The organism is Methylobacter sp. (assembly GCF_030680395.1).
Lineage (GTDB): Bacteria > Pseudomonadota > Gammaproteobacteria > Methylococcales > Methylomonadaceae > Methylobacter_A.
Genome location: NZ_JAUXVR010000027.1, coordinates 102993 through 120867, shown reverse-complemented (window position 1 = coordinate 120867; position 17875 = coordinate 102993). Strand labels below are relative to the sequence as shown.

Below are 17875 nucleotides of genomic sequence, written 5' to 3'. Positions count from 1 at the left end.
CATCCACCGGAGCCGCTGCAATGAAAAAATTCATCAATAGTATTGATAGTCTGCTTGACGAAAGCTTGCTGGGCTTTACCAAAGCCCATGCAGATATAGTTCAATTCAACGCCCAGCCTCACTTCATCAGGCGCATAAAGCCCACTGTACCCGGCAAAGTTGCGTTAATTTCTGGTGGTGGCTCAGGCCATGAACCGTTGCATACGGGCTTTGTCGGCTCAGGCATGCTGGATGCCGCCTGTCCCGGCCAAGTATTCACCTCCCCTACTCCCGATCAAATGTTGGCTGCGGCACAAGCGGTGGAAAATGGCGGAGGAGTTTTATTCATCGTCAAGAACTATGCTGGCGATGTAATGAATTTCGAAATAGCCGCTGAAATGCTTGATTGCTCACACGAAACCATATTGGTCAGTGACGATGTTTCTTTCCCCAAAACCCACAGCACCGGACGACGCGGTGTTGCAGGCACCCTGATTGTGGAAAAAATCGTCGGCGCAGCGGCAGAATCAGGAGCAGATTTGGCGGCTTGCAAAGCATTAGGCGACCGAGTCAACCTTGCCACTGCGTCCATGGGCGTCGCATTAAGCAGCTGCACAGTACCCGCTCTGGGCAAACCCACTTTCGACATTGGCGAGAACGAAATCGAAATGGGCGTGGGCATTCATGGCGAGCGCGGACGTGAGCGCATAGCCATGAGCGGCGCTACCGAAATTGTCGACTACCTGTCCGGCATTATTGATGACGATCTGAATCCGCAAAAAGGCCAATCGGCGTTACTGCATATCAACGGCTTCGGAGCGACCCCTTTAATGGAGCTGCATCTTATTTATGAGCTGGCATCCCGATTCTGGGAAAAACGCGGCGTTAACATCTGCCGCTCTCTGGTCGGCAACTACACCACCTCGCTTGATATGGCGGGTTGCTCGATTACCTTGAGCCTGCTTGATGAAGAGATGCTCCGCTTGTGGGACGCTCCCGTCCACACTGCGGCCTTACGATGGGGTTGTTAAATTCTCCGTCAACACGCCGACCAGCGCACAAATCATTAACTGACTGGTTTTAGCGCCCGCATCAATATGTCCCCGGCTGCGCTCCTCCAGAAAAGAAGCGCGCCCCTTGGTAGCCAACATGTCTCGGGTAGATTCCATGCCCGCGATTGCCGCCCGCGCGACATTTTCCAATGCCACGGGCAACGCAACCGAATCCGCTGCCGCCTGCCGCAAGCTTGCCGCCACCGGAATCAGCACATCCAGCATAGTTTTTTCACCCGCATCAGCCTTGCCTCGCTGTTTTACTGCATCCACACCGCTGGTAAAAACCTCGGCAAAAGATTGTAGATCCAGAGACCGATCGCGAGCAGCTTTGCTCATTGCAACAAACAAGGTACCGTATAAAGAGCCTGATGCACCACCCACTGCCGTCATCAAGGTCATGCCGATCTTCTGCCAAGCTGCCACCCAATCAAGCCGCGCCAATTCGTCACTTTGAGCTATCAGCGCTTTAATGCCGCGTTGCAGATTTGTCACATGATCGCCGTCGCCGATAGCTTGATCCAGAGCCGTCACTTCCTCTGCATTTGTCTCGACTGCGTAATCTATTGCCTGAATCAGGCTGGGTAATAATGCAGGAACGAGTTGCATGGCATCCTCCTATTCAAAAAGTAATTAGGGTGATGTTGTAATTCACCCGGTTAACGAATCATACTCCAAGCAGCACCCCATAAGTATAAGTTAAAAATAACTTTAACTTTCCAATTGTTCTTTATTCGTTCTTATGTTATATTTTTAAAAAACAAATAGAGAACGGATTATGACTAAATCACTCACCAGAAAACAGCAGGAGATTTTCGATTTCTTATTACAAAATCAGGACAAATTTCCTCACCCTCCCACGCTGGAAGAGCTTTGTGCGGGCATGGGCTTAAAGTCTCGCGGTTCCTTACATAATCACATCAAGGCTTTGATCAAAGAAAACCTGATCGAAGCGCCTGAACGCAAACAGCGCGGCATTCGCCTGACAGAATACGCCAAAGAAATGATCGGCCATTGCGATGATCAAAGCGCACTGCCTTTTGTCGGATTTATTGCCGCCGGAAAACCCATCGAAGCCGTCGAGAACATTACCTATATGGCCATCCCTGAACAGCTGAAAACACAAAATCCCTGCTACGTTCTTAAGGTAAAAGGCAATTCCATGCTTGAACAAGGCATTTACGATGGCGACTGGGTGATTATCGAACAACGCTGCCATGCCCGTAATGGCGAAATTGTAGTGGCTTTGATCAATAAAGCCGAAGCCACGTTGAAATTTATTGAGCAATACCCGCACGAAACATTACTTATCCCAGCCAATTCGACAATGGAAGCTATGCACTACAACCCGGAACAAGTAGAAATTCAAGGCGTATTAGTGGGACAGATGCGTAGTTATATTAAAAATTATTAGGAGAAAATCATGTCACAACAACGGATACACATGCGCGACCAAGTGACCAATCGAGTTGAAATAATTATGGGAGACGGCAAACTGCCGTTCGCCGAACGACTGGAGGAATTTGCAACATCCCTATTATTTGTAGTCATCATTATTTTTCTTATTCGTATATAAGGCCGTATTAACCTGCTAACTAATTGATATAAGAACAACCGACCTTGGGGAGAATCGACTTCATGAGGATATAATGCTTCTCAAGAAAACCTTGTGTATAAAGTTTTCTTGTAAGAATGATGAATTTTTTATATCTAATTGAAATATATAACTAATTAATATATACCTTGAAAAAGTTATCGGCAAAAGATATGGTTCGCGCAAAATAACAGCGCATTACACTTAAGCTTTTCATCTCCTAATCACAGCATCCCGAACCGCCTGATTTTAGAAGATTGATTCTTTTGGCACGCAAAACTAATCGGACTTTACATTGAACACAGGTTACGTACTTGACTCTATCGAACGTCACCCTCACCCTCCTACTTATAAGGTTACTATAAATGCCCATTTCGCTTGCCGCTCTTGAAAAGGTGATCCGTGAAGCCGGATCGATTGCCATGACTCATTTTAAAGACCTGAAAAATTTAGAAGTGATCAAAAAAAGCCCCCGCGACTTAGTCACCGATGCCGACGTGGCGGTTGAAGCTTTTCTACAAGAAGCCCTTGCCAAACATTATCCGCAATTCGGTTTTTGGGGAGAGGAAAGCGGGCAAAGCGCCAATCAATCCAGCCGCTGGATCGTCGATCCGATTGATGGAACCCACTCATTTTCAAGAGGCCAGTATTTTTGGGGTATCAGTGTCGCACTGGAGATTGATCAAGAACTCATATTCGGCGCTGTCTACGCGCCCGCATTGGATGATTACTATGCAGCCGAAAAGGGCAAGGGGGCCTGGAAAAACGGCCAACCCATTTCCGTATCCAATGAAAGCAATCTTTCCGACGCAATGGTCGCAACCGGATTCGCCTGCTTGCGTTCCTACTTAAAAGAAAACAACCTGCAACGGTTTTGCAGGATCGCCGAGATAACAACCGGACAACGCCGTTTTGGATCGGCAGCAATCGATCTATGCCTGGTGGCAGACGGCCAAGTCGATGCTTTTTGGGAACAGGAGTTAAACCTGTATGACGTTGCTGCCGGGGCATTGATTGCCGAAGAAGCGGGAGCCACGGTTACCGACTTTCAAGGCAATAAAGGACTCTTTCCAAAGCAGATCCTGGCAACCAACGGGAAGATTCTTAACCAGATACTTCCGCTCATGTAATTCGCGACTGATGCCATTACGCGATTAGAAGCCCCAAGAGTACAAACAAAAAACCACCCAACCCCGCAAAAGATTGGATGGTTTGTATTGGGTGCGATTAATCGCGTGGGCAGAAAGCACTGCCCACCCTACCCCGCTTATTCAGCTACAATAATTTAACCAAAGCCGCAACAGCGCTAACAGCGCTAACAGCGCTAACAGCTACTACCATCAATATCCCAATTTAATAGTCATGCGTTGTTCAAGTTGAATAAATTTACCATCAATCCATTCACAGACTTCTCTTCAAGACGTTTAATGTAATCATTGGCCTCAACTTCCTTAAAATTAACCTCAAATCTATCGGCCAATGCTTCAGCTTCTGCATGTTCAGGAAGTAACCTGGCAGATTTTGATTTATCGGCAAATCTTAATGTATCAAATGTAATTGCTCCCATGACTCTGACCATCAAGTTCAATATGTCTGGCAGCTTAGCGCTTGGACAAAAAGAACCGCTTTCAGGCGCACTATGGACTCAGGAGGAATTCGGTCATTGACTTGACCGGAGCCACGGATTGTCCCGTTTTTTGACAGGCGACTGGCACTCCCAGTAAACAAGCTTGTTTATAGACTTGCATAGCAGCAGTCGAATCATTAAGCCCATCCAAGGCACGCGCTTTACCCAAATAAAGCTTTGTTTTATTTGTTGGTAGCGATTCTATGGCTTTGTTAATGTCGTTTAGAGCCAGGAGATATTGCCCACTTTCCAAATAGGCTGAGCCGCGATTTTGATAAGCATAGCCTTCATAGTAGCCTTTTAGCTTGATCACTCTGCTTAAATCCTCGATCGCTTCGGGATATTGTTTCGCCTTGACTAACTCTGTGCCTCGATTGTATAAAATTCTATCAATACCCAAGCGTATATCTTCAGTACTCTCTATCGTCAAGGCTGCATCATCCCATAGCAGCAGCGGATGAGAAAAAGTGGTCAGGCGTAGCCATGATAAAGGCATCATGAATACTGCAACACAGCTCAATGTGATAGCCGCCTGTTTTGCGCTCAACTTTTGGCACAAAAAAGGTAAGGCCGCGAAAGCGCCAGGCATCCACAGATAGCTGCGATAAAGTACAAAAGATTCCTGAATTCTGATAGTTGAAAGCTCGGTCGCAAACAACAGCCACGGGCAAAGCAAGGCGAAGCCCAGCAAGCCTATTAACCCTCTTTGCAGCAGCAGGCGAATTGCAATAATCGGATAAGCTATAAAGCCGATCAAACCAGCAGTCTCCGGCCAAGACCACAGGCTCCTGGCAAAAACTTGAGGCATATCAACAGACATTCCTGCGAGATGCGGCGCAATCCAAACCCACAGATATTTAAAAAACAGGAAGCACTGTGTCAGTATCGATAAAGGATAGGCCAGATGTGCATTGAAGTCGGGACCCAGTAAAGATATATAATTTGCAGCTATGGGTTCATAAGCCTGCCCCAAAACATGTCGTGATTTGATCTGAAGAACGACAAATCCGCCAATCAATCCATAGAGTACGAAAACTGGCCCAATAAACGTCAATCGTTGCCGGAGAGGCTGATTGTCGACCAACAAAAGCAGAGCTATCGTTACTGCAGGCGTCATGATGGCATGTTCTTTCGAGAACACCGCCAAAAAATAGGTGACTGCGGACGCCAGCAACCAACGGCGGTTATCCCTAATCAAACCTTCCAAAAACAGACGCCAGGTTAGCAAGGCGAACAATGTCGCCATCAGTGTGGAACGCTGGACTAAATAGGCAGCCGCATAGACCGAGGCAGGATGCAATGCAAAAATCAATGCGCCAAAAAAGGCTAACCAGTATGGCGACAGGGTCGTGCCACTATCGGGGAGAACCCGTTCAAACAGTCGGCGCAAAAATAGAAACAGCGTGATGATCGTGGCAAGATGCAGCGCCAAGTTACCCAGGCGGAACCCGATCAGATCCAAGCCGAACAGCGCATGAGTCCATTCCAAAGTAGCATAAGGCAACCAGCGCAAATCAAAACTGAATAACTTGCCTAGATATTGCTCGTGTATTGAGCCATCGAAAAAATAGATATCATCAAAGACGACGGGATTCCAGAAAAATTGCCCATAAAGGAGGGTGACCGGCAAACATAAAGCCAGTAAGGAAAGAACAGTTCTCATGATGTTACCTTGTTTCAATCCTGTGCATTAGCGCCTAAACTGTAAAAATTATGAAGCGCGACGAGATGGCTGGCAACGCTTAGGCAATAGGGTTCGCCTATATAACTAAAGATCACAACAACCCTCGGGCACACAATAAAACCACTGAACGGACGCGCATAAAAAAACCGCCCAAGGTTTTGCCTGAGACGGTTTATCGGCGTTTATTGCTGGGTTACGAAACCCAACCTAGCCAGTTATTAGCAAAAACCAGCAGTCTTACAGACACTGGTAGCATCCGACCAAGTTACCTTACTATTAGCGTCCGCTGTTGGTATCAGAATATATGTATCAGTAGTTGCAAATCCGTTGGCTGCAGTAGGAGATACTGTAATTGTGCCATTGTCAGCTGTTGTAACACTATTAATATTACCTAAGACTGTTAAGTCAGCCGGCACTCCATTGGAACCGCCTCCACAACCAGTAATAGCTACGCCAGCAATGGCTTGTGTTTGGACGCAAAGCTCGACAGCAGATTTTGGCGCAGTTGCAGCCATAACAATTTCTGTATAGCGAGCTTTTTTAGTATATTGTGAATAGGCTGGCAACGCAATCGACGCCAAAATACCGATGATCGCGACCACGATCATCAATTCGATTAAGGTGAAACCTTGTTGTGTTTTTTTCATAGATAATGCGTTCATGGGTAAATTCTCTTTTAAGTTAAAAACAAACTACAAAAAGATATAAGCAGGAGCCATGCCAAATAGTCGATCTATTCCCAGAGCAGCCATGTAGGCTGGGTTAGCGTAGCGTAACCCGGTCTACACACTGATCGAAAAATCTGCCGCAATAGAAATGCCTGCCAAAAAGCCCTGCCATGATAAAATGCTGCTTCAAAAGCCCTGCCAAACCCATTGCGCTCATTTGAACCCACGGAATGCCACATGCAACACCTCAGCCTTCAAGCAGCCACTACGCTAACCGAATGGAGCGAGCGCACCCTAAGACGCCGCCTTGCCGATGGCACATTACAGTGCGCCGCCGATAATGAGGCTTATTACAAAACCATGATCTGTTTCGATTCGATCAAACACGACATTTGCATCCCCCTTAATCCTAATGATATTGAGCTGATCAAAAGCGCCGACGCCGGGGATGCAAAAGCGCAAAATGATTTGGCGTTGCTTTTTTTGGAACAAAACAAGCCCAAAAGCGCCGTTTATTGGCTCGAACTGGCGGCCAAGCAGCAGGTTAGCGATGCGATGCACTTGCTGGGCTGTTGTTATTTGGAGGGCAATGGCTTACCTAAAGACGATAATCTGGCCATTATGTGGATTGCCAAAGCGGCTTCGTTGGGTCATCCAATAGCGCTTGCGCAGATTCAGTCGATACGCCTGACTTGAAAGCCTGCGGGGGTGCATATATCGCTTGCACCCAGTCAGTTTGAAATGACTGCGGCGCTGGATTTTCTGTTTCAGGGATTCTGAGAAAATAAAAATGGAGCAATGGACTTTTTGACCCCTAACACCTATCAGCGGTAGGGTACGCGATGCGTACCCTACCGGGCTACAAATAACCGGGAACGCCGAACCCCAGCTCGGCAATGTTCATAATTGCAGACACTCGCCAAGCGGGGGCTTGACATTCCCGGCCACCACCTTAAAACTGTCCCGGCTTAAATGGGTAGCCCACCCAAGCTAGCAGCCGTGCCGCTTCGCTTACTGAAAACGCCAATCGTATCACTTGCATCCGGGCAATTTGAAATGACTGCGGCGCTGAATTTTCTATTTCAGGGATTCTGGGACGCAGCTAAGCCGTAGGGTACGCATCGCGTACCCTACGGGGCTTTAAACAAGAGCTGGACACTTGATATTTCAGATTAAACAACCGCGCTCAATTTAATCAACAACGCTGTAATTAGCGCAGTTTGTAACAGGCCGACACTGACAATCCAGCGGATAAGTTCGCTTTTGGTTTCAGCAAACTTAACCTCGCTTTTTAATTCAGCCTCCCGAAGTCGACTTATCAAGCGATTGATTAGTCGCCAGATTATCAGAGATCATAATCATGCCGCGCTTGCTCAAACGTCGAAGTTACCGCCACCTTTTGTAGCTTGGTAATAATTTCAGCCTGCTCTTTGATAAACTCGCGGGTGTCGAACGTGATGGTTGACATGGCCACTTCTCTATTTTTGATAGTTTAACGTAATAGGGTGGGCAAAAATACGCTGCCCACCCTATATATGTTTACTTTAACTTTTCTTTAAGCATTTTGTTCACTTCGCCGGGGTTTGCCTTACCCTGCATTTCTTTCATCACCTGCCCGACAAAAAAACCGAAGACCTTATCTTTACCGCTACGGTATTGCTCAACCTGATCCTGGTTGTCGGCAATGATTTTATCGATAATGGCTTCTATCGCGCCGGTATCGGTAATTTGTTTCAAGCCTTTCGCTTCGATAATTTCATCAGCTGTAGCCGTGCTCTGCCACAGCTCTTCGAATACCTGTTTAGCGATCTTGCCGGAAATAGTGTCATCGCTAATACGCTTTAACAACCCGGCCAAGCGCTCATGACCGACCGGCGAGTCGGTAATTTCCAAGTCGGCTTTGTTAAGCGCAGCCAAAAGATCACCGGTCATCCAGTTAGCGCACATTTTTGCTTCGCAGCCCGACTCTTTAACCACTGTTTCGAAATAATCAGCTAGCGGACGGGAAGATGTCAGCAGGGTGGCGTTCTCTTCATCCAGCGCATAGTCATCTTTAAATCGCTGTTTTTTTGCTTGGGGCAATTCAGGCAATTGGGCCTTTATTTGCGCTTTAAAATCTTCATCAATCAGCACCGGCAACAGGTCTGGATCGGGAAAATACCGGTAATCATTGGCCTCTTCCTTACTGCGCATGGAACGGGTTTCATCCTTGACCGAATCATACAGGCGGGTTTCCTGAACAACGGCGCCGCCGTTTTCTATTACCTCTATTTGCCGCTCGATTTCGTGATTAATAGCTTTTTCGACAAACTTGAACGAGTTGATGTTTTTGATTTCAGCCCGTGTGCCGAATTCTTTTTGCCCCTTGGGACGCACCGACACATTGGCATCGCAACGGAACGAGCCTTCCTGCATATTCCCGTCGCAAATGCCCAGATAGCGCACCAGCTCGTGCATTTTCCTCATGTAGGCTACGGCTTCTTTAGCCGAACTCATTTCAGGCTCGGAAACGATTTCCAATAATGGCGTACCGGCACGATTTAAATCGATCCCGGTCAAGCCGTGAAAATTGCCATGCAACGATTTGCCCGCATCTTCTTCCAGATGGGCGCGAGTGATGCCGATGCGTTTGACTACTCCATCGACGTCAATATCCAAATGCCCGACACCGACGATAGGCAACTCCATCTGACTGATTTGATAGCCCTTAGGCAAGTCCGGGTAAAAATAATTTTTTCTGGCAAACACAGAATACGGTGCGATATGCGCTTCGATGGCCATGCCGAAGATGACTGCCATACGCACAGCTTCTTCATTCAATACCGGCAATACGCCCGGCAAGCCTAAATCGACCGCGCAGGCCTGGGTATTGGGTTCCGCACCGTAAGCGGTGGACGCTCCGGAAAAAATCTTTGATTTGGTGGCGAGTTGGGCGTGAATTTCCAAGCCGATGACTGTTTCCCATTGTGTATTCATTTTAGTAATTCCGTATTATTCGGCAAAAACGTCGGCCAGATCGATGTCCAGCTCAGGAAAAAGATAGGGTTTTGCGATGTCGTCACCGGCATGCATGGCGAATAGTTGGTATTTTTCGGTATCCTTATCCAGCAGAAATTGATAGACCGCTTGCTCGTAGGGATAAACCAGCCAGTACTCGGTGACGCCGTTTTCCTGGTAAAGGTCGTATTTAAGGCGCATTTCTTTCTTGCTGTTACCAGGCGAGAGCACTTCGATAATCCAATCCGGTGCGCCGTTGCAACCTTGTTCGGTGAGTTTTTCTTTATCGCAGATCACGCATAAATCGGGCTGGACGACACTGAAAACTTCCTGATCGGTTAGTTTTGATTTTTTGCTGTTGTAGAGTTTGACATCGAATGGCGCGTAAAAAAGTTTGCAGGATCTTTTGTGAAAATACTGATAAAGACTTCCACCCAGATTGGTAATAACGCTCTGATGCTTCAGGCTAGGCGCGGGGGACATTGCCATGATCTTACCCTTGAACAGCTCGACCGTTTCGTCCAGCCGCCAGGTCAAATAATCGGCATAGCTGTAAGTACCGTTTAGATCCAATTGCGAAAGTTCTGTGATTTTCGTCATGAGAGCTTCTCCTTATTCAAAACCTTTTGGCATTTGTTGGTGCCAATCGGTGACTTGTTGATACTGGTGGGCAATATTCAACAGCCGGTCTTCGGCAAAATAATTGCCGATGATCTGCAAGCCCACGGGCATGCCTCCAGCAAACCCTGCGGGAACCGACATGGCTGGAACACCGGCAAGATTGATCGCAATCGTGTAAATATCGGATAAATACATTTCAATCGGATTGCCTATTTTCTCGCCGATACCAAACGCGGTTGACGGTGTTACCGGCCCCATAATGACATCGACTTCCGATAGCGCTCTTTTAAAATCTTCGCTGATCAGACGGCGGATTTTTTGCGCCTTAATATAATAAGCGTCGTAATAACCTGCCGACAGCGCATAAGTCCCCATCAAAATGCGACGCTTAACTTCCTTGCCAAAACCTTCACCCCGTGAGCGAGTGTAAAGGTCAGCTAAGTCCGCCGGATTTTCGCAGCGGTAGCCGAAACGCACCCCGTCAAAACGCGACAGGTTCGCGGAGCACTCGGCAGGAGCAATGACGTAATAAGCGGGAATGGCCAACTTAAGCGTGGGCATGGATATTTCCGTTACCTTTGCGCCTAATTTTCGATACTCGTTAATAGCGGCTTCCAGCGTTGCAGCCACATCGCTGTTTAGTCCTTCGCCAAAAAATTCTTTGGGCAAACCGATTGTCAAACCTTCGAGTTTTTTGCTTAACCCGGCCCTATAATCAGGAACAGGCAAATCGACGCTGGTTGAATCCTTTTCATCAAAACCGGCCATGGTTTGCAGCATGATAGCCGCATCTTCGGCACTGCGAGTCATCGGCCCGCCTTGATCCAGACTGGAGGCGTAAGCGATCATGCCGTAACGGGATACCCGGCCATAGGTCGGCTTTAATCCGGTAATGCCGCACAGGGCGGCAGGTTGACGTATCGAGCCGCCGGTATCCGTGCCTGTCGCGCAGACTGTAAGCCGTGCTGCAACAGCCACCGCCGTGCCGCCTGATGATCCGCCGGGAACGGTATTAATATCCCAGGGATTTTTGACTGCGCCGTAATAACTGGTTTCGTTGGATGAACCCATCGCGAACTCGTCCATGTTCAGCTTGCCCAGCATCACCGCACCGGCATTGTTAAATTTATTCACCACGGTTGCATTGTAGGGTGCAATAAAATTATCCAGAATTTTTGAACCGCAGGTTGTTTTAACGCCCTCTGTACAAAAAATGTCTTTTTGAGCAATCGGGATGCCGGTTAAAAGTTCCGCATCGCCTTTTGCCAGCCTTAAGTCGGCTGCTTCGGCTTCCTGCAAGGCCAAGTCTTCGGTGACTGTAATATAAGAATTAAGTGAGCTGTGCTGCTTGATTCTGTCTAAAAAAGCCGTGGTCAATTCCACGCTTGAAAACTCGCCGGAACGCAGGCCCTTGGCTAATTCCGCAATTGTTTTGTTATGCATAGTTATTACTGTTCCCTTTACTCAATTACTTTGGGCACTAGATAAAGTCCCGCTTCTACTTGTGGCGCAATGGCTTGGAATTTTTCGCGGTTATCCTGCTCGGTGACCACATCGGCTCGTAACCTTTGCACTTGATCCATCGGGTGAGCCATAGGCTCGACTCCGTCAGTGTCAAGATCGCTCATCCGTGTCATCAAATCCAGCATCCCGGACAGATCTTTTGCATATGAGACAACATCTTGCTCCTCGATTCCCAATCGTGCTAAATGCGCTATTTTCTTCACATCATCCGCCGTTAAAGACATTTTTAACTCCCAATAAAATTTCAGCGATTCTAAATATTATTGTGTTTATAATACTTTATATCTTGCTCAAACACTCGCTTGATTGATAAAGTAATACAATTTTTATTCCCCCAAAGGATACAGCTAAAAATGTTCAAAAGAATTCGCGGCCTTTTCTCCAACGATCTCGCTATTGACTTAGGAACCGCCAATACATTGATCTACATTCCCGGACAAGGAATCGTACTTAATGAACCATCGGTCGTTGCTATCAAAGAAGACAGAATTCGGGGCAATAAAACTATTGCTGCTGTCGGTCTTGATGCAAAACTTATGCTGGGACGCACCCCAGGCAATATTACTGCAATCCGCCCACTAAAAGACGGCGTAATCGCCGACTTTGCCGTCACCGAGCGGATGCTGAGATTTTTTATCGAAAAAGTCCACCAAAGCAAGTTGCTGCGCCCCAGTCCACGCATTTTAATCTGCGTCCCTTGCGGTTCAACTCAGGTTGAACGTCGCGCTATTCGCGAGTCTGCGGCAATGGCCGGTGCGCGCGAAGTTTACTTGATTGAAGAACCCATGTCGGCGGCTATTGGTGCAGGCTTACCTGTTGATGAGGCCTGCGGCTCAATGGTTTTAGACATTGGTGGCGGCACTTCTGAAGTGGCTGTTATATCAATAAACGGCATCGTCTATTCCTCGTCTGTCCGTATCGGCGGCGATCGCTTTGACGAAGCCATTATCAATTATGTGCGCAGAAACTACGGCACCTTGATTGGCGAGGCCACCGCAGAAAGAATAAAGCATGAAATCGGCACGGCTTACCCCGGCAGCGAAGTCAGGGAAATAGAAGTTAAAGGCCGCAATCTGGCTGAAGGCGTGCCCCGCAGTTTCTCCTTAAACAGCAATGAAATCCTGGAAGCACTGCAAGAGCCGCTATCCGGTATTGTCGGCGCGGTAAAACTGGCATTGGAGCAAACCCCGCCTGAACTCGGTTCGGATGTAGCGACTCGCGGTATATTCTTAACCGGCGGCGGTGCCTTATTGAAGGATATAGACAGACTGATAGCCGAAGAAACAGGCCTGCCGGTCTATATCGCTGATGATCCGCTAACCTGTGTCGCACGAGGCGGCGGCATGGTTCTGGAGATGCTGGATAAAAAAGGAGTCTCTACTTTCTCCTTAGAGTAATGATGTTCATTCTTTAAAATCATTTATTTTGGCAGCAACAAAGTTCGTAGGTTAAGTTACGACTACACGGACAGATGTTTTTCTTCATGCAAGAACTGCATTCCCCACATCCTTACGGGGAATGCAGTAGCCGCGCTGCGGTGTCCCGAGGCGCATCATTTTGCGCCGTAACTCAACAGGCGCGGCAATGACTTGTCGAGTTACATACGCTACGCTAACTCGATCTACGCGTTACCAACATTTTTTAACTGGATAAAGAGGCATCCCGCTATAAAACTTTTATTTGCTACCGGTCCTTCTATTAACACTCGTCTGCTTGTGGCGATAATTGCTTCAGTTGCTTTACTGATAACTGAGCACAGAAGCCACCGACTGGACGCACTTCGAGCCACATTATCAGTTATTGTCGACCCGCTAAAATATCTGGTCGATTTACCGACAGTAATGATCGAGCAGACCGCCGACTCTGTCAGCTCATATTCGACCTTAAAAAAAGAAAACACCCGATTACGCGAAGAACAATTCATCGATAAAACCCGCTTGCTTAAATTCGACTCTTTGGAAAAAGAAAATATTCGTTTGCGAGCCTTATTGGAAAATTCCTTTAAACTCGGCGAACAACTGCTGATCGCGGAATTATTATCGATAAATACTGCGCCCTACGAAAATATAGTGATAGTCAACAAAGGTACTCGCTTCGGCGTCCACCCCCAGCAACCGGTACTGGACGCGAACGGTGTGGTCGGGCAGGTTTTTCGTGCGTTGCCGTTCAGTTCCGAAATCATGTTAATTACCGATCCGAATCATGCCATTCCCGTTCAGGTCAACCGTAACGGCCTGTTGACTATCGCTGTAGGCAGCGGCCAACTGAACCGGCTTAACTTGCCTTTTTTACCTAATAATGCGGATATTCGCCCCGGCGACTTACTGATAACATCGGGTTTGGGCGGTACTTTTCCGTCGGGTTATCCGGTTGCCATTGTCGATGATTTTACCCCAATGTCTAACAAACCTTTTGTCAACATTACGGCCACCCCCAAAGCTATGCTGGACCGAAACAGGGAGCTGCTGATTGTCTGGAGCGACTCATCCCCTGTATCACTCAGCTCACCGCCCACATCGCACGAAAAAGCATCTGAGACGCACCCCAACGACCTACCCACCGGGAGCGAAGCGACTGAAGGGGCACAGACAGGGACTCGTCCGTGATGAATAACTACTACAGCTTTGGTCGTATTACTTTGACTATTATCATGGCGATGTGTTTAAGGATTGTGCCTTGGCCCAGCTTTTTAGTCAGCATAAACCCAGACTGGGTACTTCTGGTGCTTATCTATTGGACAATTGCCGTACCTGAACGTATCGGTATCTTTCATGCATGGACAATCGGGTTGCTGACCGATGTGCTGACCGGGAGAGTATTCGGTCAATATGCACTAGCCTATTCATTAATTATCTATTTTTGCCTGATACTGCATAAACGTTTGCGCCAATTTCCATTGCCTCAACAGGGTTTGTTTATTTTCTTTTGTCTGCTATTTTCCCAAATGCTGCTTTTCTGGTTAAAAAATATTCAACACCCCGCTCAACTGCATACTTCTTTCTGGCTGCCTGTTTTTACCGGCACACTATGCTGGCCCCTGATCTATACAGCACTGCGCCGCGTCCGTTTGTCGCGTCGCGCTAAATAAAGACTTCGTAGTTGCTATGTCCCGTATCTATACTATTAAAAATAAGTTAGTAGAGAGCCGTCTATTTCTTAACCGTATTATTGCCGCATTTATTGTCGTACTGTTATTAACTTCCGGGCTGATTATCCGCCTGGTTTACCTGCAAATTGTCGGGCACGAACATTACGCAACACTGGCAAAAGACAACAGCATTAAAATCGAACCCCTGGTACCGACGAGGGGTATTATTTACGACCGGCACGGCAAAGTCCTGGCCGACAACACGCAGTCTTTCAGCCTTGAGCTAATCCCCGAGCAAATCAGCGATCTTAATGACACGCTGCTGCGCTTGCAAAAACTGCTTAATATCTCCGACGAAAAAATCGACCAATACCAGAAACAACGCAAACGACAAAAACGCTTCGTCAGCACGCCTTTATTGATCAGCATGACCGACGAAGAAATTGCCAAATTTGCCGTAGTCAGGCCTTATTTTCCCGGCGTTGATATTCAGGCACGCCTGGTTCGACATTACCCCTACGCCGAGTTAGCCTCTCATGTGGTCGGCTATGTAGGCCGCATCAACGAAGCGGAAATGAAGTCGCTGCCCATCGCCGAATACCGGGGTTCGAGTCATGTCGGCAAAATAGGCATAGAAAATACCTATGAAACCGAGCTACACGGCAAGACCGGCTATGCGGAAATAGAAACCAATGTCCAGGCACGTGCGATCAATACAGTGAACTCAGTCCCTCCCGTGGCGGGTGAAAATCTTTACTTGACCCTGGATATCGATTTACAAAAAACCGCCTATGATGCTTTAGGTACTTTCAATGGCGCAGTAGTCGCTATTGATATTAAAACCGGCGGTGTACTGGTCTTCGCCAGCCGCCCCGGCTTTGATCCCAATCCTTTTGTGATCGGCATCGCCAATGATGCGTATCAGGCCCTGCAATCCTCCGAGAACCAACCGCTCTATAATCGGGCACTGCGTGGCTTATATCCCCCGGGATCAACTATTAAGCCGTTTATCGCACTGGCCGGACTCGAATACAATGCGATAAACGCCGAGCACAAACTGTTCTGTCCCGGTTATTATCAACTGCCGAATGTCAGCCACCACTATCGGGACTGGAAAAAAGGCGGCCATGGCTCGGTTAATATTACCGAAGCCATTACTCAATCCTGCGACGTGTATTTTTACAGCCTGGCGTCAATGCTGGGCATAGACCGTATGCATAGTTTTCTCCAGCACTTTGGCTTTGGCGAAAAATCAGGCATTGATCTGTCCGGGGAAAAGCCTGGATTATTGCCTTCGCGCGAATGGAAACGCAGTCAACGCAATCAGTCCTGGTATCCGGGGGAAACACTGATCACCGGCATAGGCCAGGGATTCCTTCAGGTTACGCCGATACAGCTTGCCAAAGCTACGGCTACATTGGCCAATAAAGGTAACATCGTCACTCCCTTTCTGGTGAAAAACACCGTCAACCCGAATCCCATCGAGCCTGACACGGAACGTCCACCGAGCAATATTACGGTTAAACCCGAAAATATTAGTAGCATCATCTCAGCCATGGTCAATGTTATTCATGACCCGCACGGCACAGCCAAGAGTATCGGCAAAGACATTAACTATCAAATCGCGGGCAAAACCGGGACGGCACAGGTTTTTAACATTAAGCAGGATGCCAAATACAACGAAAACGACATCGACTTCAAATTACGCGACCATGCCTTATTTATCTCTTTCGCCCCGGCTGATGATCCCAAAATTGCGGTTGCCGTCATCGTTGAGAACGGCGGTCACGGTGGCTCAGTCGCAGCCCCCATCGCGGGGCAAGTTATCAAGCAATTTTTAGGGGGCAACAATGAAAACCGAAACCCGTAGCGAACAATTCCATCCGCCGTCAGTTATCGGTAATATCCTCAGAAAACTCCACATAGACATTCCTTTATTCATCGGCTTGTCACTTATCTCCCTGTTGAGCTTTATTATTCTTTACAGTGCGGGCAGTCAGGATATGGATGTATTGATACGGCAAGCGGCGCGCGTCGGATTGGCTTTTCTGTTAATGACCGCGCTGGCTCATGTTGATCCTTATCAGTTTAAGCGCTATTCCGCACTGCTATTCGGTTTGGGAATCTTGCTGCTCGTTGCGGTACTGGTTATGGGGCAATTCGGAAAAGGCGCGCAACGCTGGCTGGATCTTGGTTTTTTTCGCTTCCAGCCCTCGGAAATGATCAAGATCACCACGCCTATGATGGTCGCCTGGTATTTGGCGGAACACGCATTGCCGCCCAAACCGAAACAATTGCTGATAGCCAGCATACTGATCATTGTTCCGACCTTATTAATTGCCAAACAACCTGATTTGGGCACCGCGTTACTGGTTGCCAGCTCCGGCGCAGCCGTGCTGTTTTTTGCTGGCCTCTCCTGGCGCTTCATGCTGGCAATCTCCACCGTGCTGGCAGGATTGACGCCTATACTCTGGCATTTTATGCGTCCCTATCAACGCGACCGGGTGCTGACCTTTTTAAATCCGGAAGCCGACCCGCTGGGCAGGGGCTACCATATTATCCAATCGAAAATCGCTATCGGCTCCGGCGGCATCTATGGCAAAGGTTGGCTGGGTAGCACCCAGTCGGAACTGGATTTTTTACCGGAAAGCTCTACCGACTTTATTTTTGCGGTCTTTGCCGAAGAGTTCGGGCTATTCGGTTGTTTAGGCCTGCTGTCTTTGTACCTGCTGATCATCAGCCGCTGCCTGTATATTGCTTCGCAAGCTCAGGATACCTACAGCCGCCTACTAGCCAGCAGCCTGGCTTTTACCTTTTTTGTTTATGTTTTTGTCAACATCGGCATGGTGATCGGTGTACTACCGGTGGTCGGTGTGCCATTGCCCTTAATCAGTTACGGTGGCACTTCGATAGTAACGTTGCTGGCCGGTTTCGGTATTCTTATGTCAATTCATACCCATAAAAAGTTTCTACCGCATTCATGAATGGAAAAGCAGGCTAAAGGCTAAAAAATTGTGGGCCTTTGCGTCTTCGATTGATAC

19 protein-coding genes are annotated in these 17875 nt (G+C 47.8%); 10 read left to right on the top strand and 9 right to left on the bottom strand.

The features are described from left to right. Positions 1 to 20 precede the first annotated feature (20 nt). Positions 21 to 1010 carry a dihydroxyacetone kinase subunit DhaK gene (gene dhaK / locus Q8L79_RS12030; RefSeq protein WP_305271571.1) on the top strand — a complete coding sequence of 330 codons (990 nt, stop codon included), beginning with the start codon at positions 21 to 23 and terminating at the stop codon, positions 1008 to 1010. Here the strand turns inward: dhaK and dhaL are convergent. Further along, entirely contained in the window at positions 993 to 1640 is a 648-nt protein-coding gene (gene dhaL / locus Q8L79_RS12025) for a dihydroxyacetone kinase subunit DhaL (protein ID WP_305271570.1), read from the bottom strand. The genes dhaK and dhaL overlap by 18 nt on opposite strands. A 169-nt stretch (positions 1641 to 1809) precedes the next feature. On the opposite strand from dhaL, the gene lexA reads away from it, so the two are divergent. The 3 genes from lexA (at position 1810) to Q8L79_RS12010 (ending at position 3755) form a co-directional block, all read left to right on the top strand. Next, entirely contained in the window at positions 1810 to 2445 is a 636-nt protein-coding gene (gene lexA / locus Q8L79_RS12020; protein WP_305271568.1) for a transcriptional repressor LexA, read from the top strand. Positions 2446 to 2454: 9 nt separating this feature from the next. Further along, a complete protein-coding gene (locus Q8L79_RS12015) occupies positions 2455 to 2607 on the top strand; it encodes a hypothetical protein (RefSeq protein ID WP_305271566.1) in 153 nt (50 codons plus the stop codon). 383 nt (positions 2608 to 2990) lie between these two features. Next, a complete protein-coding gene (locus Q8L79_RS12010) occupies positions 2991 to 3755 on the top strand; it encodes an inositol monophosphatase family protein (protein ID WP_305271564.1) in 765 nt (254 codons plus the stop codon). A 230-nt stretch (positions 3756 to 3985) separates the two neighbouring features. On the opposite strand, the gene Q8L79_RS12005 is transcribed toward Q8L79_RS12010, so the two are convergent. The 3 genes from Q8L79_RS12005 to Q8L79_RS11995 all read right to left on the bottom strand — a co-directional run bounded on the left by Q8L79_RS12005 (position 3986) and on the right by Q8L79_RS11995 (position 6598). Then, complete coding sequence (locus Q8L79_RS12005; protein WP_305271562.1) at positions 3986 to 4192, bottom strand: hypothetical protein; 207 nt, start codon at positions 4190 to 4192, stop codon at positions 3986 to 3988. A 70-nt stretch (positions 4193 to 4262) separates the two neighbouring features. After that, complete coding sequence (locus Q8L79_RS12000; RefSeq protein WP_305271560.1) at positions 4263 to 5915, bottom strand: hypothetical protein; 1653 nt, start codon at positions 5913 to 5915, stop codon at positions 4263 to 4265. 239 nt (positions 5916 to 6154) lie between these two features. Next, positions 6155 to 6598 carry a prepilin-type N-terminal cleavage/methylation domain-containing protein gene (locus tag Q8L79_RS11995; RefSeq protein ID WP_305271558.1) on the bottom strand — a complete coding sequence of 148 codons (444 nt, stop codon included), beginning with the start codon at positions 6596 to 6598 and terminating at the stop codon, positions 6155 to 6157. A gap of 243 nt (positions 6599 to 6841) precedes the next feature. On the opposite strand from Q8L79_RS11995, the gene Q8L79_RS11990 reads away from it, so the two are divergent. Beyond that, positions 6842 to 7300 (top strand): tetratricopeptide repeat protein, encoded by a 459-nt coding sequence (locus Q8L79_RS11990; protein ID WP_305271556.1) that lies wholly within the window; start codon positions 6842 to 6844, stop codon positions 7298 to 7300. Positions 7301 to 7949: 649 nt separating this feature from the next. Here Q8L79_RS11990 and Q8L79_RS11985 read toward each other — a convergent pair. From Q8L79_RS11985 to gatC, 5 genes are all read right to left on the bottom strand, one after another. Then, on the bottom strand, positions 7950 to 8072 hold the full coding sequence (locus tag Q8L79_RS11985) for a hypothetical protein (RefSeq protein WP_305271555.1): 123 nt from the start codon (positions 8070 to 8072) through the stop codon (positions 7950 to 7952). A gap of 71 nt (positions 8073 to 8143) precedes the next feature. Beyond that, complete coding sequence (gatB, locus tag Q8L79_RS11980) at positions 8144 to 9580, bottom strand: Asp-tRNA(Asn)/Glu-tRNA(Gln) amidotransferase subunit GatB (protein WP_305271552.1); 1437 nt, start codon at positions 9578 to 9580, stop codon at positions 8144 to 8146. Positions 9581 to 9595: 15 nt separating this feature from the next. Continuing rightward, a complete protein-coding gene (locus Q8L79_RS11975) occupies positions 9596 to 10201 on the bottom strand; it encodes a Uma2 family endonuclease (RefSeq protein ID WP_305271549.1) in 606 nt (201 codons plus the stop codon). 12 nt (positions 10202 to 10213) lie between these two features. Then, positions 10214 to 11665 carry an Asp-tRNA(Asn)/Glu-tRNA(Gln) amidotransferase subunit GatA gene (gatA, locus tag Q8L79_RS11970; RefSeq protein WP_305271547.1) on the bottom strand — a complete coding sequence of 484 codons (1452 nt, stop codon included), beginning with the start codon at positions 11663 to 11665 and terminating at the stop codon, positions 10214 to 10216. A 17-nt stretch (positions 11666 to 11682) separates the two neighbouring features. Further along, on the bottom strand, positions 11683 to 11970 hold the full coding sequence (gene gatC / locus Q8L79_RS11965) for an Asp-tRNA(Asn)/Glu-tRNA(Gln) amidotransferase subunit GatC (protein ID WP_305271545.1): 288 nt from the start codon (positions 11968 to 11970) through the stop codon (positions 11683 to 11685). A gap of 129 nt (positions 11971 to 12099) precedes the next feature. On the opposite strand from gatC, the gene Q8L79_RS11960 reads away from it, so the two are divergent. The 5 genes from Q8L79_RS11960 to rodA all read left to right on the top strand — a co-directional run bounded on the left by Q8L79_RS11960 (position 12100) and on the right by rodA (position 17818). Continuing rightward, on the top strand, positions 12100 to 13143 hold the full coding sequence (locus tag Q8L79_RS11960; protein ID WP_006890546.1) for a rod shape-determining protein: 1044 nt from the start codon (positions 12100 to 12102) through the stop codon (positions 13141 to 13143). A 312-nt stretch (positions 13144 to 13455) separates the two neighbouring features. Further along, positions 13456 to 14352 carry a rod shape-determining protein MreC gene (gene mreC / locus Q8L79_RS11955; protein WP_370869957.1) on the top strand — a complete coding sequence of 299 codons (897 nt, stop codon included), beginning with the start codon at positions 13456 to 13458 and terminating at the stop codon, positions 14350 to 14352. Further along, positions 14352 to 14834, top strand: coding sequence for a rod shape-determining protein MreD (mreD, locus tag Q8L79_RS11950; RefSeq protein ID WP_305271629.1), 483 nt, complete (start codon positions 14352 to 14354; stop codon positions 14832 to 14834). Before mreC ends, mreD begins: the two co-directional genes overlap by 1 nt. 16 nt (positions 14835 to 14850) lie before the next feature. After that, positions 14851 to 16704 (top strand): penicillin-binding protein 2, encoded by a 1854-nt coding sequence (mrdA, locus tag Q8L79_RS11945; RefSeq protein ID WP_305271538.1) that lies wholly within the window; start codon positions 14851 to 14853, stop codon positions 16702 to 16704. Further along, positions 16685 to 17818: a rod shape-determining protein RodA gene (gene rodA / locus Q8L79_RS11940; protein WP_305271536.1), complete on the top strand. Its 1134-nt coding sequence runs from the start codon at positions 16685 to 16687 to the stop codon at positions 17816 to 17818. Before mrdA ends, rodA begins: the two co-directional genes overlap by 20 nt. Positions 17819 to 17875: the final 57 nt, after the last annotated feature.